The organism is Micrococcus luteus (assembly GCF_022664405.1).
GTDB classification, from domain to species: domain Bacteria; phylum Actinomycetota; class Actinomycetes; order Actinomycetales; family Micrococcaceae; genus Micrococcus; species Micrococcus luteus.
Genome location: NZ_JAKRLB010000003.1, coordinates 1 through 16,218 on the forward strand (window position 1 = coordinate 1; position 16,218 = coordinate 16,218).

A 16,218-nucleotide genomic window follows, 5' to 3' on the forward strand; every position below is an offset into this window, starting at 1 on the left:
GTTGAGTTGTCGCGGGTGCGCGGGCCCGTCACCCGCGACAACTCAACCCGGGATGCGGGAGGGTGGGCCGATGGGCCTGCTCCGCGACCTCCTCACCCGCCGCTCCGCCCGCGACCGCTCCTCCGACCCGCCGGCGACGCTCGGCCGACACCTCGACAACGCCGCGGCGATCGTGGCCGCCGCACGCCGGGCGGACGTTCCCCTCGCGGTGGCGGCGGCCCTGGCCGAGCTCGAGTCCGGTGGCCGGAACGTCTTCGGGCACGACGCCGGCGGCGTGCACAGCGCCCCGCGCGGGACGGACGTCCTCGTGACCCGGGAGCGCTATGAGGAGCTCGTGGCCCGGGTGGCGCAGGGGGAGACGTCCAACGGCGTGGGGCCCGCGCAGATCACGTGGCCGCCGTACTTCGCGCAGGCGGCGGAGCGCGGTCTCCACCTGTGGGAGCCGGAGGACAACCTGGCCTTCGGGCTGGAGATCCTGCGCGGTCACCTGCGCGGCGACCTCTCCGCGGAGGGGATCGCCCGGGCGGGGACGCTCTACAACGCCGGGACGCTGTCCGACGGGGTCACCGCCTACGGCCGGCGCCTCGCCGCGGCGAGCCGCGCATGGGCCGAACGCCTGGGCGAGCCCGCCCCGCCGCCGGTCAGGCCAGGTTGACCAACAGCACGTAGGCCAGCGTGCCGGCGGCGATCGAGACCAGGGTCCGCCGCCCGGCCAGCAGATGCACGACGACGGTCACCGCCGCCGCGAACAGCGCGTGGGCCACCCGCGTCCCGTCCACGGGCTCTCCGGGGGCCAGCGCCGCGGCGTCGAGCAGCATCACCAGGGCCAGGATGGTCAGCACGCCGGCGGGCATCCACACCGCCAGCCGCGCGGCGAGCACGGACTCCCGCAACGGCTGCAGCAGGGCGAACGGCACCGCGCGCAGGCAGAAGGTCACGAGGCCCGCGACGACGGCCGCGGCCACCAGGTACGCGGCGCCGGTCATCGGGGGTCCTCCCCGGCGCCGGGCTCGGCATCCGTGCCGGCCCGCTCCCCCGTCGCGGCGACGACGGGCACCGGTCCGGTGACGGGCACGGGCTCGGGCAGCGGCAGGGCGGTCCCGCGTGCGGCGAGCACGTGGAACGCGATCAGGACCGCGGCGTAGAGGGCGAAGGCGACGACGAGCACCTGCGCCGGCGCCAGCAGCAGGGCCACCCCGACGGCGACCGCGGCCGCCAGCACGAGGGGCAGCTGGGCCCGCGTGCGGGCGGCGTCCATGGCGAGCACGATGAAGAGGGCGACGAGCGCGAACTCCAGGCCCTCCACCGGTCCGGGCAGCAGCCAGGCCACGGCCACCCCGGCGAGGCCCCCGAGCACCCAGTACGCATGCAGCGCGACCTGCATGGCGACCAGTCGGGGGCCGGTCCAGCCGCGAGGCCGGGCGGCGGCGATGGCGTAGGCCTCGTCGATCAGGGCGCCCATCGAGTAGATCCGCGCGAAGCGCCCCCGGACCACGCGCAGCGGGAAGCTGAACGCATAGAACACGTGGCGGAAGTTCACCAGGAACACCGTCACGGCGATCGTGAGCAGCGGGGTGCCCGCCACCACCAGCGAGACGAGCAGCAGCTCGACGGACCCGGCGAACACGACCACGGAGAACAGGGGTGCGACCCACGCGGGCAGCCCGGCCTGGACCACGAGCATCCCGAAGGCCATGCCCAGCGGGAACAGGCCGAGGCCGGCGCCCAGCGTCACGGCGACGCCGGAGCGCACCTCGGCCCACCGCGAGGGCGTAACGGGGGCGCGCAAGGACTCTGTCGAGGAGCTCATGATGGTGAGCATGGTCTCACACGCGCTCGGCGGGCCAGCGACATGACGGGGCGGGGTGTCACGCCATGTCACGGCCCCGCGATCGGTGCACCCGGAGGGACTCGAACCCCCGACCCTCTCGGTGTAAACGAGATGCTCTGACCGACTGAGCTACGGGTGCCGGTGTCCGTCCAGGCTACCGGTCCGCGAGCAGGTCGCGCGTCGCCGCCTCGTGCTCGCTCCGGGTGCGTGCCTGTCCCGGGGCGGCGACCACGCGCGCGGCCTCGACCCCGTCCGCGTCGAGCAGCACGGAGACGCGGCGGGGCCGCCCGGTCTCCACGTCGAAGACGTCGAGGGCACGGCAGGCCGCGCCGTGGGGCCAGAAATCGGAGAGCAGGGTGAGCGGCTCCGGCAGTGCCAGCTCCTCGCGGACGCGGCGCAGCACGGGGGCGGCATCACACGAGACCACGCGGACAGCCACATCGTCGACCGCCACGTCCTCGGCGAGCGCCCCGATCCAGCCGAGCTCGTCCGTGCACACCGGCGTGAACGCCCCGGGCAGGAAGACGAGCCACGTGCCCCGCGGCCCGGCGGCGTCCTGGGGCCCGCGCGTCGGCGGCCACGGCCACGTCTGGCCGTGGTCGTCGCGCAGCGCGGGGACGACGTCGGCGCCCCGCGTCCCGCCGGACGGGGGCTCAGCCACCGCGCTTCTGGACGAGCTTCTGAGCGGCCCAGTCCTCGGAGGCACCGGCCCCGGTGGTGGCGTGCAGGCCCGCGGTGGAGGCGGCCTCGGCGACGTCCGCCGGGCTGACGTGGCCGGGGCGCCCCTTGCGGGGGGTCATGATCCAGACGGGGCCGGCATCGAGGGAGCGCTGGGCGTCCACGAGGGCGTCCGCGAGATCCATGACGTCGCCGTCGTCCGCGCGCCACCAGAAGAGGACCGCGTCCGCCGGCTCCTGGTCGTCCTCGGTCAGCAGCTCCTCGCCGAGCGCGTCCTCGAGCGCGTCGCGGAAGGTGACGTCGACGTCGTCGTCGTACCCCCACTCCTGCACCAGGTCGCCCCTCGAGAGGGCGAGCTCCGCCAGCAGGGCGCTGTCCGTCGAGGTCGGCGTCGACCCAGCCTGCATAGTGTCCGGTCCTCCTTGATGGTGGCGGGCACTGCGGCCCGCGCCGTCGAGCGGGTGATGATGACCACCATACGCCGTGGACGCCGCCGTTCCGGGGCCTCCGGCCGGGCGGACGCGGCGGCTCCGGTCTACTCTGGGGAGGAACAGACGCACTCTCCGGGCGACGCGCCCGGCTCGGCGTCGCGGGCCCGGACCGGATCGTCTGCCCGCAGCCCACCGCGGAGCACCCCTCCGCACGAGAACCAGGAGGCACCGTGAGCGCAGCCGAAGAGAGCTCGCAGATCCGCAGCGGTCTGACCGACCAGCTCCCGGACAAGGATCCCCAGGAGACGTCGGAGTGGATCGAGTCCCTCGACGGACTCATCGAGGAGCGCGGCACGGAGCGGGCGCAGTACATCATGCGCTCCCTCATGCAGCGCGCGAGCGCCCAGTCCGTCGCCCTGCCCTACGTGACCACCACGGACTACGTGAACACGATCCCGGCGGACCAGGAGCCGGAGTACCCGGGCGACGAGGAGCTCGAGCGCCGCTACCGCAACTACCTGCGGTGGAACGCCATGGCCCTCGTGCAGCGCGCCCAGCGCGACGCCGTCGGCGTCGGCGGCCACATCTCCTCCTACGCGGGCCAGGCGACCCTCTACGAGGTGGGCCTGAACCACTTCTTCCGCGGCCAGGACCACCCGGGCGGCGGCGACCACATCTTCTTCCAGGGCCACTCCTCGCCGGGCAACTACGCCCGCGCGTTCCTCGAGGGCCGCCTGACCGAGCAGGACCTCGACGGCTTCCGCCAGGAGAAGTCCCGCCAGGGCCACGCCCTGCCCTCCTACCCGCACCCGCGGATGATGCCGCACTTCTGGCAGTACCCCACCGTGTCCATGGGCCTGGGGCCGATGAACGCCATCTTCCAGGCGCAGACCAACCGGTACCTGCACAACAACGGCATCAAGGACACCTCCGACCAGCACGTGTGGGCCTTCCTCGGCGACGGCGAGATGGACGAGCCCGAGTCGCGCGGTCAGCTGCACGTCGCGGCCAACGACAAGCTCGACAACCTCACCTTCGTGATCAACTGCAACCTGCAGCGTCTCGACGGGCCGGTGCGCGGCAACGGCAAGATCGTCCAGGAGCTGGAGTCCTACTTCCGGGGCGCCGGCTGGAACGTCATCAAGGTCCTGTGGGGCCGCGAGTGGGATCCGCTGCTCGAGGCCGACGACGAGGGCGAGCTCGTGCGCATCATGAACGAGACGCTCGACGGCGACTACCAGACCTACAAGGCCGAGTCCGGCGGCTTCGTGCGCGACCACTTCTTCGGCCGGTCCTCCGTCACCAAGGAGATGGTGGCGGACATGACCGACGACGAGATCTGGGGCCTCAAGCGCGGCGGCCACGACTACAAGAAGGTCTACGCCGCCTACAAGGCCGCCATGGAGCACAAGGGCCAGCCCACCGTGATCCTGGCCCACACCATCAAGGGCTACGGCCTGGGCAAGTCCTTCGAGGGCCGCAACGCCACGCACCAGATGAAGAAGCTGACGGTGGACGACCTCAAGGTGTTCCGGGACCGCCACCGCATCCCGATCTCGGACGAGCAGATCGAGAAGGACCCGTACAACATCCCGTACTACCACCCGGGCGCCGACGCCCCGGAGATCAAGTACATGATGGAGCGGCGCAAGGAGCTGGGCGGCTTCGTGCCGGAGCGGCGCAGCGACTACCACGCGATCCCGCTGCCCCCGGAGTCCGCGTACAAGCAGGCCCGCAAGGGATCGGGCAAGCAGCAGGCCGCCACGACCATGGCGTTCGTGCGCCTGCTCAAGGACCTGATGCGGGACAAGAACATGGGACCGCGCTTCGTGCCGATCATCCCGGACGAGGCCCGCACCTTCGGCATGGACTCGTTCTTCCCGACCGCGAAGATCTACAACCCCAAGGGCCAGAACTACCTGTCCGTGGACCGGGACCTGTTCCTGTCCTACAAGGAGTCCCCGCAGGGGAAGATCTACCACGTCGGCATCAACGAGGACGGCGCCACCGCGGCGTTCAACGCGATCGGCACGGCGTACTCCACGCACGGCGAGCCGATGATCCCGGTGTACATCTTCTACTCGATGTTCGGCTTCCAGCGGACCGCGGACAACATCTGGGCCGCAGGCGACCAGCTCGCGCGCGGCTTCATGATCGGCGCCACCGCCGGGCGCACCACCCTCGCCGGCGAGGGCACGCAGCACATGGACGGTCACTCCCCCGTCCTGGCGTCCACGAACCCGGCCGTGAAGCACTACGACCCGGCGTACTCGTACGAGATCGCCCACATCGTGCGCCAGGGCCTGGAGGACATGTACGGCGACCACGACCGCGGGGACGACGTCCGCAACGTCATCTACTACCTCACGGTGTACAACGAGCCGATCACCCACATCGAGGAGCCCGAGGGCCTCGACGTGGAGGGCCTGCTCAAGGGCATCTACCGTCTCTCCGAGGGCCAGGGCGACGGCCCGAAGGTCCAGCTCCTGGGCTCCGGCGTCTCCGTGCCGTGGGCGCTCGACGCCCAGCGGATCCTCTCCGAGGAGTGGGGCGTGAACGCCTCCGTGTGGTCGGTGACCTCCTACAACGAGCTGTACCGCGACGCCGTCGCGGCGGAGAAGGACGCACTGAAGGACCCGTCCGCCACCCCGCGCGTGCCCTACGTGACGCAGGCGCTGCAGGGGGCCGAGGGCCCGATCGTGGCCACCTCGGACTACTCCACCTCGTGGACGAACCAGATCCGCCCGTTCGTGCCGAACCGCTTCTCGGCGCTCGGCGCCGACGAGTTCGGCTTCGCGGACACCCGCGCCGCCGCCCGTCGGTACTTCCTCATCGACACCCACTCGATGGTGGTCCGCGCGCTGCAGCTCCTCGAGGAGGAGGGCGAGGTCGAGCGGGGCACGGCCGCGAAGGCGCACGAGAAGTACCGCCTGGACGACGTCAACGCCGGCACCACCGGCATCGCGGGTGGCGACGCCTGACCCGCATGCCGCGGGGAGGCCGACGCCCTCCCGTCCCGAAGCCGGCCGCCCGCCTCCGCCACGGAGGCGGGCGGCCGGCGTCGTCGCTGTAGGAACCCCACAACACGCGCCTAGGATGAAGCGCATGCCCGAGCCCCGCCCCGCCGCCCCTCGCCCCGTGAGCACCGACGGGCTGGCCCGCCTCCGGAGCCACCTGGGGGCACTGAACACGGCGGTGCTGCAGCGGCTGGACGCCACCCTGCCCTGGTACCGCCGACTCACCCCGGACGAGCGCAGCGCCCTCGGGCTCGTGGCCCAGCGCGCCCTGCAGGGCTTCCTCACGTGGTTCGAGCGGCCCACCTCCACGGGCCACGTCCTGCAGGACGTCTTCGGGCCCGCGCCCACCGATCTCACCCGGGCGATCTCGCTGCAGCGGGCCCTCCAGCTCATCCGGACGATGGTGGACGTCGTCGAGACGCGGGTGCCGGAGCTGCTGGCCGAGCGCGACCAGGCGCCCGTCCGCGAGCACATCCTCCACTACTCGCGCGAGGTCGCGTTCGCGCTCGCAGACGTGTACGCCCGGGCCGCGGAGATGCGCGGCGCGATGGACTCGCGGCTCGAGTCGGTCCTGCTGGACGCGGTGCTGCGCGGGCAGGACCCGGACGAGATCCGGCATCGGGCCACGGCGCTGGGCTGGCGTGGGGACCACGACGTGATGGTCATGGCGGGTCTCGCCCCGGGGCAGGACAAGCCCGCGTTCATCCCGGACCTGCGGCGGGCCGCGGCGAGGCTCGACTGCGACCTGCTCGTGGGCGTGCAGTCCGAACGGCTCGTCCTCGTGGTCGGCTCGGTGCGGGACGCGCGGGCGGTGGGCGAGGCGCTCGCGCCCTGGTTCGCGCCGGGACCGGTGATCGTTGGACCCGTCGTGGACTCGCTGGTCTCGGTGCACGTCTCGGCGCGGCACACCCTCGCCGGGCTCAGCGCGGCGGCCGCCCACCCCCGGGCGAGCCGGCCCACCCCGGCGGAGGACCTGCTGCCCGAGCGGGCGCTGCTGGGCGACCCCACGGCCCGGGAGGCCCTCGTGGACGGGGTGTTCACGCCCCTGGCCGACGCCGGCACCTCCCTGCTGGAGACCGTGGACGCATACGGCGCGCTGGGCCACTCGCTCGAGGGCACGGCCCGCGAGCTGTTCGTCCACGCGAACACGGTGCGGTACCGCCTCAAGCGGGTGGCCGAGGTGACCGGCTGGGACCCGCTGGTCCCCCGCGACGCGTACGTCCTGCAGACCGCGATCACCCTGGGCCGGCTCGCGGGGGCGCGGCCGACGACCGGGGCAGGGTCGGACTGAGCCGGGGCGGCACACACCCCCCACTTGTAGAAACCCTCCAAACCGACTCGCCGTGCTTCGTGGCGCGATCTGCCCGGGATGGCGGCCGATCCTGACACGATGGAGGAATGCTTGCCATCGTGTGCCCCGGACAGGGGTCCCAGACGCCCGGCTTCCTCGCCCCCTGGCTCGAGCTGGACGGGACCCGCGACCTGCTCGCGTCCCTCTCCGACGCCGCGGGCGTGGACCTGATCCGCCACGGCACCGAGTCGGACGAGGAGACCATCAAGGACACCGCCGTCGCCCAGCCGCTGATCGTGGCGGCCGGCCTGGTGGCCGCCGCGGCCCTCGAAGCGGACGCCGCCGCACCGGAGTCGACCGTCGTGGCGGGCCACTCCGTGGGCGAGATCACCGCGGCCGCCGTCACCGGCGTGCTGTCGCCCGCTGAGGCCCTCTCGCTGGTGCGCGTGCGCGCCACCGGCATGGCCCGGGCCGCCGCGGCCACGCCCACGGGCATGGCCGCCGTCGTGGGCGGAGACCAGGACGAGGTCCTCGCGGCCATCGACGCGGCGGGCCTGACGCCCGCCAATGTCAACGGCGCCGGCCAGATCGTCGCCGCCGGCACCGCGGAGGCCCTCGGCGCGCTCGCCGAGTCCGCCCCCGCCCGCGCCCGCGTGATCCCGCTCAAGGTGGCCGGCGCGTTCCACACGGAGCACATGCGCCCCGCCGTGGACGACCTCGCGGCCCACGTCGCCGACCTCTCCCCCTCGGACCCGCGCCTGCCCCTGCTGTCCAACCGAGACGGCGAGGCCGTCGAGTCCGGCACGGACGTGCTCGCCCGGATCGTGGACCAGGTCACCCGCCCGGTCCGCTGGGACCTGTGCATGGCGGCCATGGCCGCGCGGCAGGTCACGGGCGTCCTGGAGCTGCTGCCCGGTGGCACACTGACCGGACTGGCCAAGCGCGGTCTCAAGGGCACCGCGCAGCTCGCCGTGAAGACCCCCGAGGACCTGGACGCCGCGCGGGCGTTCCTGGCCGAGCACTCGGCCTGAACCCCGCGCACCGCTCGGCAGAGAGAGGCACCATGACCGTCACCCTGAAGCAGCACGAGCGCCCCGCGGCCAGCCGCATCGTGGCCGTGGGCGCCTACCGCCCGGCGAACCTGGTCCCCAACGAGGACCTCGTCGGCCCCATCGACTCGTCGGACGAGTGGATCCGCCAGCGCACCGGCATCGTCACGCGCCAGCGCGCCACGGCGGAGGAGACCGTGCCCGTCATGGCCGTGGGCGCCGCCCGGGAGGCCCTCGAGCGGGCCGGCCTGCAGGGCTCGGACCTGGACGCCGTGATCGTCTCGACCGTCACCTTCCCGCACGCCACCCCCTCGGCCGCGGCCCTCGTGGCGCACGAGATCGGGGCCGTCCCGGCGCCCGCCTACGACGTCTCCGCCGCGTGCGCCGGCTACTGCTACGGTGTGGCGCAGGCCGACGCGCTCGTGCGCTCCGGCACCGCGCGGCACGTGCTCGTGGTCGGCGTCGAGCGCCTCTCCGACGTCGTGGATCCCACGGACCGCTCCATCTCCTTCCTCCTGGGCGACGGCGCGGGTGCCGTGATCGTGTCGGCCTCGGACGAGCCGGGCATCTCCCCCTCGGTGTGGGGTTCGGACGGGGAGCGCTGGTCCACGATCTCCATGACGCACTCGCAGCTGGAGCTGCGCGATGCCGTGGAGCACGCCCGCACCACGGGTGACGCCTCGGCGATCACCGGCGCGGAGGGGATGCTCTGGCCCACGCTGCGCCAGGACGGGCCCTCCGTCTTCCGCTGGGCCGTGTGGTCGATGGCGAAGGTGGCCCGCGAGGCCCTCGACGCCGCGGGCGTGGAGCCCGGGGACCTCGCCGCGTTCATCCCGCACCAGGCCAACATGCGGATCATCGACGAGTTCGCCAAGCAGCTGAAGCTGCCGGAGTCCGTCGTCGTGGCCCGGGACATCGCGGACGCCGGCAACACGTCGGCCGCGTCCATCCCGCTGGCCATGCACCGTCTGCTGGAGGAGAACCCCGAGCTCTCCGGCGGCCTGGCCCTGCAGATCGGCTTCGGCGCCGGGCTGGTCTACGGCGCCCAGGTGGTCCGCCTCCCCTGAGGCGGCGCCGTCTGATTCACTGTCCACGTACACCCCACACCCCTACCGAAGGAGACGCCCCATGGCTTCCAAGGAAGAGATCCTCGCCGGCCTCGCCGAGATCGTGAACGAGGAGACCGGCCTCGACACCGCCGAGGTGCAGCCGGAGAAGTCCTTCACGGACGATCTGGACATCGACTCGATCTCGATGATGACCATCGTGGTCAACGCCGAGGACAAGTTCGGCGTGAAGATCCCGGACGAGGAGGTCAAGAACCTCAAGACCGTCCAGGACGCCGTCGACTTCATCGACGGCGCCCAGGCCTGATCGGCCCACGACGGCGGCGGGCCCGGCCCGCCCCGTCCCCTCGGTGAGCGCCGGGGGCGCGTGAGCGCCCCCGGCCCCCGACACCCTCGACTTCCGGCACCCCGGCGAGCGCCGCGCGTCGTGCCGACGACACCCCTCCGCCCGATCCCCACTCGAGACCCAGAGGCAGCAGACCCATGACCCGCACCGCAGTGATCACCGGCCTCGGCGCCACCACGCCCATCGGCGGCGACGTGCCCACCTTCTGGTCCCACGCCCTGCAGGGCGTCTCCGGTGCGCGCACCATGGAGCACGACTGGGTGGAGAAGTACGAGCTGCCGGTCACCTTCGCGGCCGAGCTGGCCGTGCCCACCTCAGAGGTCCTGTCCAAGGTGGAGCAGAAGCGCCAGGACCCGGCCACCCAGATGGCGACCGTCGCCGCGCGCGAGGCCTGGAAGGACGCCGGCCTCGAGGGCGCGGAGGTCGACGGGGACCGGCTCGCCGTGGCCTTCGGCACCGGCATCGGCGGCGTGTGGACCCTCCTGGACGGCTGGGACACCCTGCGCGAGCGCGGCCCGCGCCGCGTGCTGCCCATGACCGTCCCGATGCTCATGCCCAACGGCGCCGCCGGCGCGCTCTCCCTCGAGTTCGGCGCCCGCGCCGGCGCCCGCACCGTGGTGTCCGCGTGCGCCGCCGGCACCGAGGCGCTCGAGACCGCGCTGCTGCTCGTCCGCTCCGGCCAGGCCGACGTCGTGATCTGCGGCGCCGCCGAGGCCGCCGTGCACCCGCTGCCGATGGCCGCGTTCGCCGCGATGCAGGCGCTGTCCAAGCGCAACGACGACCCGCAGGCCGCGTCCCGCCCCTACGACGTGGACCGCGACGGCTTCGTCCTCGGTGAGGGCGCCGGCGTCATGGTGATCGAGTCGGAGGAGCACGCGAAGGCCCGCGGCGCCCGCGTGTACGCCGAGCTGGCCGGCGCGGGCGTCAGCTCCGACTCCCACCACATCACCGCGCCCGAGCCCGAGGGCCTGGGCGCGACCCGTGCGATGCGCGCCGCCCTGAGGTCGGCCGACATCGCCCCCGAGGACGTGTGCCACGTGAACGCCCACGCGACCTCCACGCCCAAGGGCGACGCCCCGGAGTACCTGGCCATGCGGGCCGTGTTCGGCGACCACCTGGACCAGGTGCAGGTCTCGGCCACGAAGTCCCAGACCGGCCACCTGCTGGGCGCCTCGGGCGCGATCGAGTCGATCCTGTCCGTGCTCGCCGTGCACCACGGCCAGGCGCCCGTGACCATCAACCTGGACCACCAGGACCCGGAGATCCCGCTGAACGTGGTCACCGGCTCCCCCGCCCGCCTGCCCGAGGGGCCGCGCGTGGCCGTGAAGAACTCGTTCGGCTTCGGCGGCCACAACGCGGTGGCCGTGTTCCGCAGCGTCTGAGCCGGAGCGCCGCCCGCGTCGGCCGGACGAAGGCTCAGACGGCGCGGTGCAGCCAGCGCACGTTGGCGTGGGCGGCGGCCAGCCGGAACGGCTCGAGCTCATCATCCCAGGCCTCGCCGAGCGCGAGGGAGAGTTCGTGCATCAGCACGCTGGGGTCGCCCGCGCCGGCCTCGTAGGCGTACCGGATGCGGTCCTCGGAGACCATGATGTTGCCGGAGACATCCGTGGTGGCGTGGAAGATGCCGAGGTCCGGGGTGTGGGACCAGCGCGAGCCGTCGACCCCGGCGGACGGCTCCTCCGTGATCTCGAAGCGCAGGTGCGGCCAGCCACGCAGGGCGGAGGCCAGACGCGCGCCGGTGCCGGCGGGCGCCGTCCAGTGCACCTCGGCGCGGTGCTGGCCGGGCGCGACCGGCTGACCCTCCCACTCCACCGAGGTCGCGGGGCCGAGCACGGAGCTCAGCGCCCACTCCACGTGGGGGCAGAGGGCGGTGGGGGCGGAGAGGATGTGGACCACGCCGCGGGTATGGGTGCTGATCATGGATGCCTCCGAGGGTGCGATGCGGTGCGTCTTCCCCTACGACCACGTCGCGGCTCCGGTGGATCCTGGGGCCATTGTGCACCAGGGATGCTGGGCCGGCAACGAGGCGGCGCGGCGCCCTGCGTGTCGCGGTGGCGCAGGGGAGGGGCCGGGGGCGCTCCGGGGCAGCGTCAGGCGCGTGGGTGGGCCTGCCGGTAGCCCTCGCGGAGGCGATCGATCGAGACGTGCGTGTAGACCTGCGTGGTGCGCAGGGATGCATGGCCCAGCAGCTCCTGCACGCTGCGCAGGTCGGCGCCGCCGTCGAGGAGGTGGGTCGCGGCCGTGTGGCGCAGCGCGTGCGGCCCGCGGGCCGCGGTGTCCCCCAGGCCCTCGAGCGCCCGGTCGACGACGGTGCGCGCCTGGCGCACCCCCAGCCGGCCGCCGCGCGCGCCGAGGAAGAGGGCGGGGCCGGAGTCCGGCCGGGCCAGGCGGGGGCGACCGAGCCGCTGCCACGCCTGGAGGGCGCGGCCCGCGGGTGCGCCGTAGGGGACGGTGCGCTGCCGGTCTCCCTTGCCGGTCAGCCGGACGACGCCGCGGCCGGCCTCGAGGTCGTCCACGTCCAGGGCGGAGAGTTCGGCCACCCGGGCGCCGGTGGCGTAGAGCAGCTCGAGCAGGGCGGCGTCCCGCAGGGCCAGCGCGTGGGCGGCAGGGTCGTCGCCCGCGGCGGCGGCGTCCACACGCTCCTGGGCAGCCGCGAGGAGCCGGGTCGCCTGCTGCTCCTGGAGCACGTGGGGCAGCGTCCCCTCGGGTCGGGGCGAGCGCAGCCGCAGGGCGGGGTCGTCCGAGCGCAGGCCCTCCCGGCGCAGCCAGGCCGTGAAGGTGCGGACGGCGGCCACCCGGCGGGCCAGGGTCGCGCGGGCGAGGCCGGCCCCGCTCATGGCCGCCAACCAGCCACGCAGGTCCTCGATGTCCAGCTCGGCGAGGACGTCCGGTGCGCTGGGCACGTGGCGAGCGGGGGCGTCGTCATCCACGGCGGGCGCCGCCGCGGTGCCGGCTGTGCCGGCGACGTGGTCGATGAGGGCGCGCAGATCGGCGAGGTACGCGCGCACGGTCTGGGGGCTGCGGTTCCGCTCGTGGCGCAGGTGCTCCTCGAACGCCTCGAGCCAGGCCGTGTCCCGGGGCGAGGGGGCGCGCGGGACCGGGACGGGACGGACGGAGGACGACGGGGTCATCCCCCCACTCTGCCATCCGCCCCAGGGCGGCGCCGCCCGGGAGCACGCGGCCGGAGGTCATCCCCGCCGCCACCGGTCCTCGACCCGTTCGGCCAGGCCCGCCCGCTGCAGCCGGGACAGGCACGCCAGGACGGTGGGCAGCGCGAGCCCGGCGCTGACGGTGATCCGGTCGACGGGCACCGCCTGGCGCAGGGGCAGCGCCTCGTGGACGAGGGCCTCCTCCATCGTGAGCCCGTCGGTGGGCCGCGCGGCGGACTCGGGAGCTGCCCGGGTGGAGGTGCTCCCGCCCGCGCCGCCGCTCCGGGCGGGCCCCTGGCCGAGCAGGGCGAGGGCCTCCTGCTCGGTGGTCACGAGACGGGCGGGGCTCTCCTGCAGCAGACGGTGGCAACCGGCGGAGCTGGGCGAGGTCACGGGGCCGGGGACCACGCCCACCTCGCGGCCGAGGCCGAACGCGTGGCCCGCCGTGTTCTGCGCTCCCGACCGCCAGCGCGCCTCGACCACCAGCACGGCCCCCGCGAGCGCGGCGATGACCCGGTTGCGCTGCAGGAACCGGTACCGCGTGGGACTCGCACCGGGCGGCATCTCGGACACGAGCAGCCCGGCGGCCATCACCGCGCGAAGCAGGTCCTCGTGGCCGGCCGGGTAGAACCGGTCGAGGCCGCCGGCCAGCACCGCCACCGTGGGCGGGACGCCGTCGCGATCCGCCGCGTCTTCCGGTGCGGCGGGCGCCTGCAGCGCGGCCCGGTGGGCGGCGCCGTCGATGCCGTACGCACCGCCGGAGATCACGCACGCGCCCTGCTGGACGGCGTGGGCGGCGCAGCGGGCGGTCACGGTCCGTCCGTACGCGGTCGCCTCCCGGCTGCCGACGACGGCGAGCATCCGGTCCGCGGGAGGCAGCGTTCCGGAGCCGCGGAACCACAGGCCCAGGGGCGCCTCCTCGCCCAGGTCCGCCAGGGCGGCGGGCCAGGCGTCGTCCTCGGGGATCAGCAGGCCTCCCCCGAGCCGGTGCAGAGTCACGAGGTCACGCTCCGGCTCCAGCCGGGCGGCCCGGGGCGCCCAGCGGGCCAGCCCCGCGGCCCAGCGCCGGGGCAGCGTGTCGGGCGCGCCGGCGCGATCGGCGAGCAGATCGCGCTCGGCGGGCTGGATCGTCTCCCGGCCCGTGAGCAGGGCGAGCGCCCGCTCCGGCCCCAGCGCCGTGACGGTCTGCACCGCGAGCGCGTCCCCGGGCTCGACCAGCCGGGTCAGGGCGGCGCGGGCGAGCCGGGCGGCGTCCGGCCGGCGCGGCCCGGCGACGTGGTCTGCCGCCGGGGTGACGTAGGTGGTCATGCGTCCTCCTCGTTCTGGTGGCGCAGCGTGAGTGCCACGTCGGTGTCCTCGGGTGCGGGCCGTTCGGCGCCGCGCAGGTCTGCCAGGGTCCAGGCGAGGCGCAGGACGCGGGCGTGGCCGCGCGCGCTCAGCAGGCCCTGGTCGACGGCGTCGTCCGCGGGCCGGCGGGCCGCCCGGGGCACGGCGTACGGGCCGTGCCGCAGCACCCCGGCGGGGACGTGCGCGTTGCGGCGCAGCCCGGACGGGACGAGCCCGCGCTCGGCGGCGGCGGCCCAGCGCCGAGCCTGCCGGTCGGCGGCCGCGGCGACCCGGGCGGCCACCTGCGACGTGGTCTCGGAGGCGGGCGCCCCCGTGAGCTGCCGCGCGTCGACGGGCCGTACGGTGACCTGCAGGTCGACGCGATCCAGCAGCGGCCCGGAGAGCCGCTGGGCGTAGCGCCGGCGTTCGGGCACGCTGCACCGGCATTCGACGCCCGTGCCGCCGCCCTTGCCGCACGGGCAGGGGTTGGCGGCCAGCACCAGCTGGAACCGGGCCGGGTAGACGACGGCGCCGAGGGCCCGGTGCAGCAGCACCTCCCCGGACTCGAGGGGCTGGCGCAGCGCCTCGAGGGTGCGCCGTTCGAACTCGGGGGCCTCGTCCAGGAACAGCACGCCGCCGTGGGCGAGGGAGGCCGCTCCCGGCCGGGCGAGGCCGCTGCCGCCGCCCACGAGGGCCGAGCGGGACGCCGAGTGGTGGGGTGCCTCGAACGGCGGGGTCCGGTCGATGTCACCGTCGAACCCCTGGGCCGTCCCGCCCCTGCGCCGGACACGGGCGTCGCCGCCGCGGAGGGAGCGCAGGGCGGCGCACTCGAGCGCGGTGCGCCGGTCCAGGGGAGGCAGGATTCCGGGCAGGCGCTCGGCGAGCATGGTCTTGCCCGCCCCCGGGGCGCCCATGAGCAGCAGGTGGTGGGCGCCGGCAGCGGCGACCTCGAGCGCGAACCGGGCCTCGGCCTGTCCGGCGACCTCGGCGAGGTCGGGCACCGCACGGGCCGGCTCCGGTTCCGGGGCTGTCACCTGCCGTCGGGCCGGGCGGTGGGGCGGCTCTCCGTCCGGTTCCCCGCCGAAGGCGCGGATGACGTCGTGCAGATGGGCGAAGCCGCGGACCTCGGCGCCGGGGACCAGTCGGGCCTCGGCCTCCGCATCCTCGGCGACGACCACCTCGGAGCACCCCGCGTCGACGGCGGCCATCACCATCGCCACGGTCTCCGGCGAGCGGTGCAGGGCGCCGTCGAGGCCGAGCTCGGCCAGGAACACGGGCCCCTCGACGTTCCGCACCCGCCCGTCCGCGGCGTAGGCCGCCAGGACGATCGCCAGGTCGTGGCACGCACCCCGCTTGTGCACCCCCGCCGGCAGCAGGTTCACGGTCAGGTGCCGCCGGGTCAGGGGCAGTCCGGCGTTGCGCGCGGCGGAGCGGATGCGGTCCCGGCTCTCCTGCAGCGCCTGGTCCGGCAGGCCGAGGAGGGTGAACCCGGGCAGGGACTGGGCGATGTCCGCCTCGACGTGCACGACCTCCCCGCGCAGACCCGCCAGCGTGATGGAGCGGGTGCGTCCGATGCCGCTCACGGCCGCACGTCCTGCAGCAGGTCGAAGCGGATCCCTCCCGTGCGCGGCACCAGCACGGCGACGGCGTCGACGCGCCAGGGCGTGCCCCGGCGGTCCGCGGCGTGGGCCCGCACCCACGCCGCGGTGAGGCGGTGCAGCCGGGTGAGCTTGCGCCGGTCGATCGACTCGAACGGGTCGCCGAAGGCCAGGCCCGAGCGGGTCTTCACCTCGACGCCCACCCACCAGCCGGCGTGGTGGGCCACGATGTCCAGCTCTCCGGCCTCGCCCCGCCAGTTGCGGTCGGCGATCACGTAGCCGCGCTCGGCGAGCCAGCGCGCGGCGGCGTCCTCACCGAACCGGCCCAGCGCCGTGTGCGCGCGGCTGGCGCGCCTCTCTCCGGGCGGCTGCGCCCCGATCCGTTCCGCGGTCCCCGTCATCCCGACCACCTCCTGGGCACCAGGGTGGTCCCGG

Annotated in this window: 16 protein-coding genes and 1 tRNA gene; 7 read left to right on the forward strand and 10 right to left on the reverse strand. The window is 74.6% G+C overall.

Annotation, left to right across the window (positions count from 1 at the left end; genetic code table 11):
• The first annotated feature begins 70 nt into the window (after window positions 1-70).
• The gene (locus tag MF605_RS01700; protein WP_063190369.1) at window positions 71-655 is read left to right on the forward strand and encodes a hypothetical protein; all 585 of its coding nucleotides are present in this window, start codon (window positions 71-73) and stop codon (window positions 653-655) included.
• On the opposite strand, the gene MF605_RS01705 is transcribed toward MF605_RS01700, so the two are convergent.
• From MF605_RS01705 to MF605_RS01725, 5 genes are all read right to left on the reverse strand, one after another.
• Window positions 642-986 (reverse strand): AzlD domain-containing protein, encoded by a 345-nt coding sequence (locus MF605_RS01705; protein WP_036312787.1) that lies wholly within the window; start codon window positions 984-986, stop codon window positions 642-644. The two genes, MF605_RS01700 and MF605_RS01705, sit on opposite strands and share 14 nt — an antisense overlap.
• Complete coding sequence (locus MF605_RS01710) at window positions 983-1,810, reverse strand: AzlC family ABC transporter permease (protein WP_231866374.1); 828 nt, start codon at window positions 1,808-1,810, stop codon at window positions 983-985. The genes MF605_RS01705 and MF605_RS01710 overlap by 4 nt, the downstream gene beginning before the upstream one ends.
• An 86-nt stretch (window positions 1,811-1,896) precedes the next feature.
• Window positions 1,897-1,970: transfer RNA gene (locus MF605_RS01715), tRNA-Val, on the reverse strand.
• 15 nt (window positions 1,971-1,985) lie between these two features.
• Entirely contained in the window at window positions 1,986-2,492 is a 507-nt protein-coding gene (locus MF605_RS01720; protein ID WP_036312792.1) for a redoxin domain-containing protein, read from the reverse strand.
• Window positions 2,485-2,916: a DUF3052 domain-containing protein gene (locus MF605_RS01725; protein ID WP_036340159.1), complete on the reverse strand. Its 432-nt coding sequence runs from the start codon at window positions 2,914-2,916 to the stop codon at window positions 2,485-2,487. The genes MF605_RS01720 and MF605_RS01725 overlap by 8 nt, the downstream gene beginning before the upstream one ends.
• A gap of 254 nt (window positions 2,917-3,170) precedes the next feature.
• Here MF605_RS01725 and aceE point away from each other — a divergent pair, with 254 nt between their 5' ends.
• The 6 genes from aceE (at window position 3,171) to fabF (ending at window position 11,092) form a co-directional block, all read left to right on the forward strand.
• Window positions 3,171-5,921, forward strand: a complete 2,751-nt coding sequence (gene aceE / locus MF605_RS01730; protein WP_134416685.1) for a pyruvate dehydrogenase (acetyl-transferring), homodimeric type — start codon at window positions 3,171-3,173, stop codon at window positions 5,919-5,921.
• Window positions 5,922-6,045: 124 nt separating this feature from the next.
• Window positions 6,046-7,248: a PucR family transcriptional regulator gene (locus MF605_RS01735; protein ID WP_095353762.1), complete on the forward strand. Its 1,203-nt coding sequence runs from the start codon at window positions 6,046-6,048 to the stop codon at window positions 7,246-7,248.
• 107 nt (window positions 7,249-7,355) lie between these two features.
• Window positions 7,356-8,279: an ACP S-malonyltransferase gene (locus MF605_RS01740; RefSeq protein WP_134416683.1), complete on the forward strand. Its 924-nt coding sequence runs from the start codon at window positions 7,356-7,358 to the stop codon at window positions 8,277-8,279.
• A 32-nt stretch (window positions 8,280-8,311) separates the two neighbouring features.
• The gene (locus tag MF605_RS01745; protein ID WP_134416681.1) at window positions 8,312-9,364 is read left to right on the forward strand and encodes a beta-ketoacyl-ACP synthase III; all 1,053 of its coding nucleotides are present in this window, start codon (window positions 8,312-8,314) and stop codon (window positions 9,362-9,364) included.
• A 61-nt stretch (window positions 9,365-9,425) separates the two neighbouring features.
• The gene (locus tag MF605_RS01750; protein ID WP_010078906.1) at window positions 9,426-9,671 is read left to right on the forward strand and encodes an acyl carrier protein; all 246 of its coding nucleotides are present in this window, start codon (window positions 9,426-9,428) and stop codon (window positions 9,669-9,671) included.
• Between the two features lie 176 nt (window positions 9,672-9,847).
• Window positions 9,848-11,092 carry a beta-ketoacyl-ACP synthase II gene (fabF, locus tag MF605_RS01755; protein WP_095353759.1) on the forward strand — a complete coding sequence of 415 codons (1,245 nt, stop codon included), beginning with the start codon at window positions 9,848-9,850 and terminating at the stop codon, window positions 11,090-11,092.
• Window positions 11,093-11,126: 34 nt separating this feature from the next.
• Here the strand turns inward: fabF and MF605_RS01760 are convergent, their stop codons facing one another.
• The 5 genes from MF605_RS01760 to MF605_RS01780 all read right to left on the reverse strand — a co-directional run bounded on the left by MF605_RS01760 (window position 11,127) and on the right by MF605_RS01780 (window position 16,184).
• A complete protein-coding gene (locus tag MF605_RS01760) occupies window positions 11,127-11,630 on the reverse strand; it encodes a DUF3145 domain-containing protein (protein WP_060974028.1) in 504 nt (167 codons plus the stop codon).
• 170 nt (window positions 11,631-11,800) lie between these two features.
• A complete protein-coding gene (locus tag MF605_RS01765; RefSeq protein ID WP_060974133.1) occupies window positions 11,801-12,841 on the reverse strand; it encodes a tyrosine recombinase XerC in 1,041 nt (346 codons plus the stop codon).
• A 57-nt stretch (window positions 12,842-12,898) separates the two neighbouring features.
• Window positions 12,899-14,167: a DNA-processing protein DprA gene (locus tag MF605_RS01770; protein WP_036312818.1), complete on the reverse strand. Its 1,269-nt coding sequence runs from the start codon at window positions 14,165-14,167 to the stop codon at window positions 12,899-12,901.
• Window positions 14,164-15,768 (reverse strand): YifB family Mg chelatase-like AAA ATPase, encoded by a 1,605-nt coding sequence (locus MF605_RS01775; protein WP_036312821.1) that lies wholly within the window; start codon window positions 15,766-15,768, stop codon window positions 14,164-14,166. Before MF605_RS01775 ends, MF605_RS01770 begins: the two co-directional genes overlap by 4 nt.
• Window positions 15,765-16,184, reverse strand: a complete 420-nt coding sequence (locus MF605_RS01780) for a YraN family protein (protein WP_012750829.1) — start codon at window positions 16,182-16,184, stop codon at window positions 15,765-15,767. The genes MF605_RS01775 and MF605_RS01780 overlap by 4 nt, the downstream gene beginning before the upstream one ends.
• Between the last annotated feature and the right edge of the window lie 34 nt (window positions 16,185-16,218).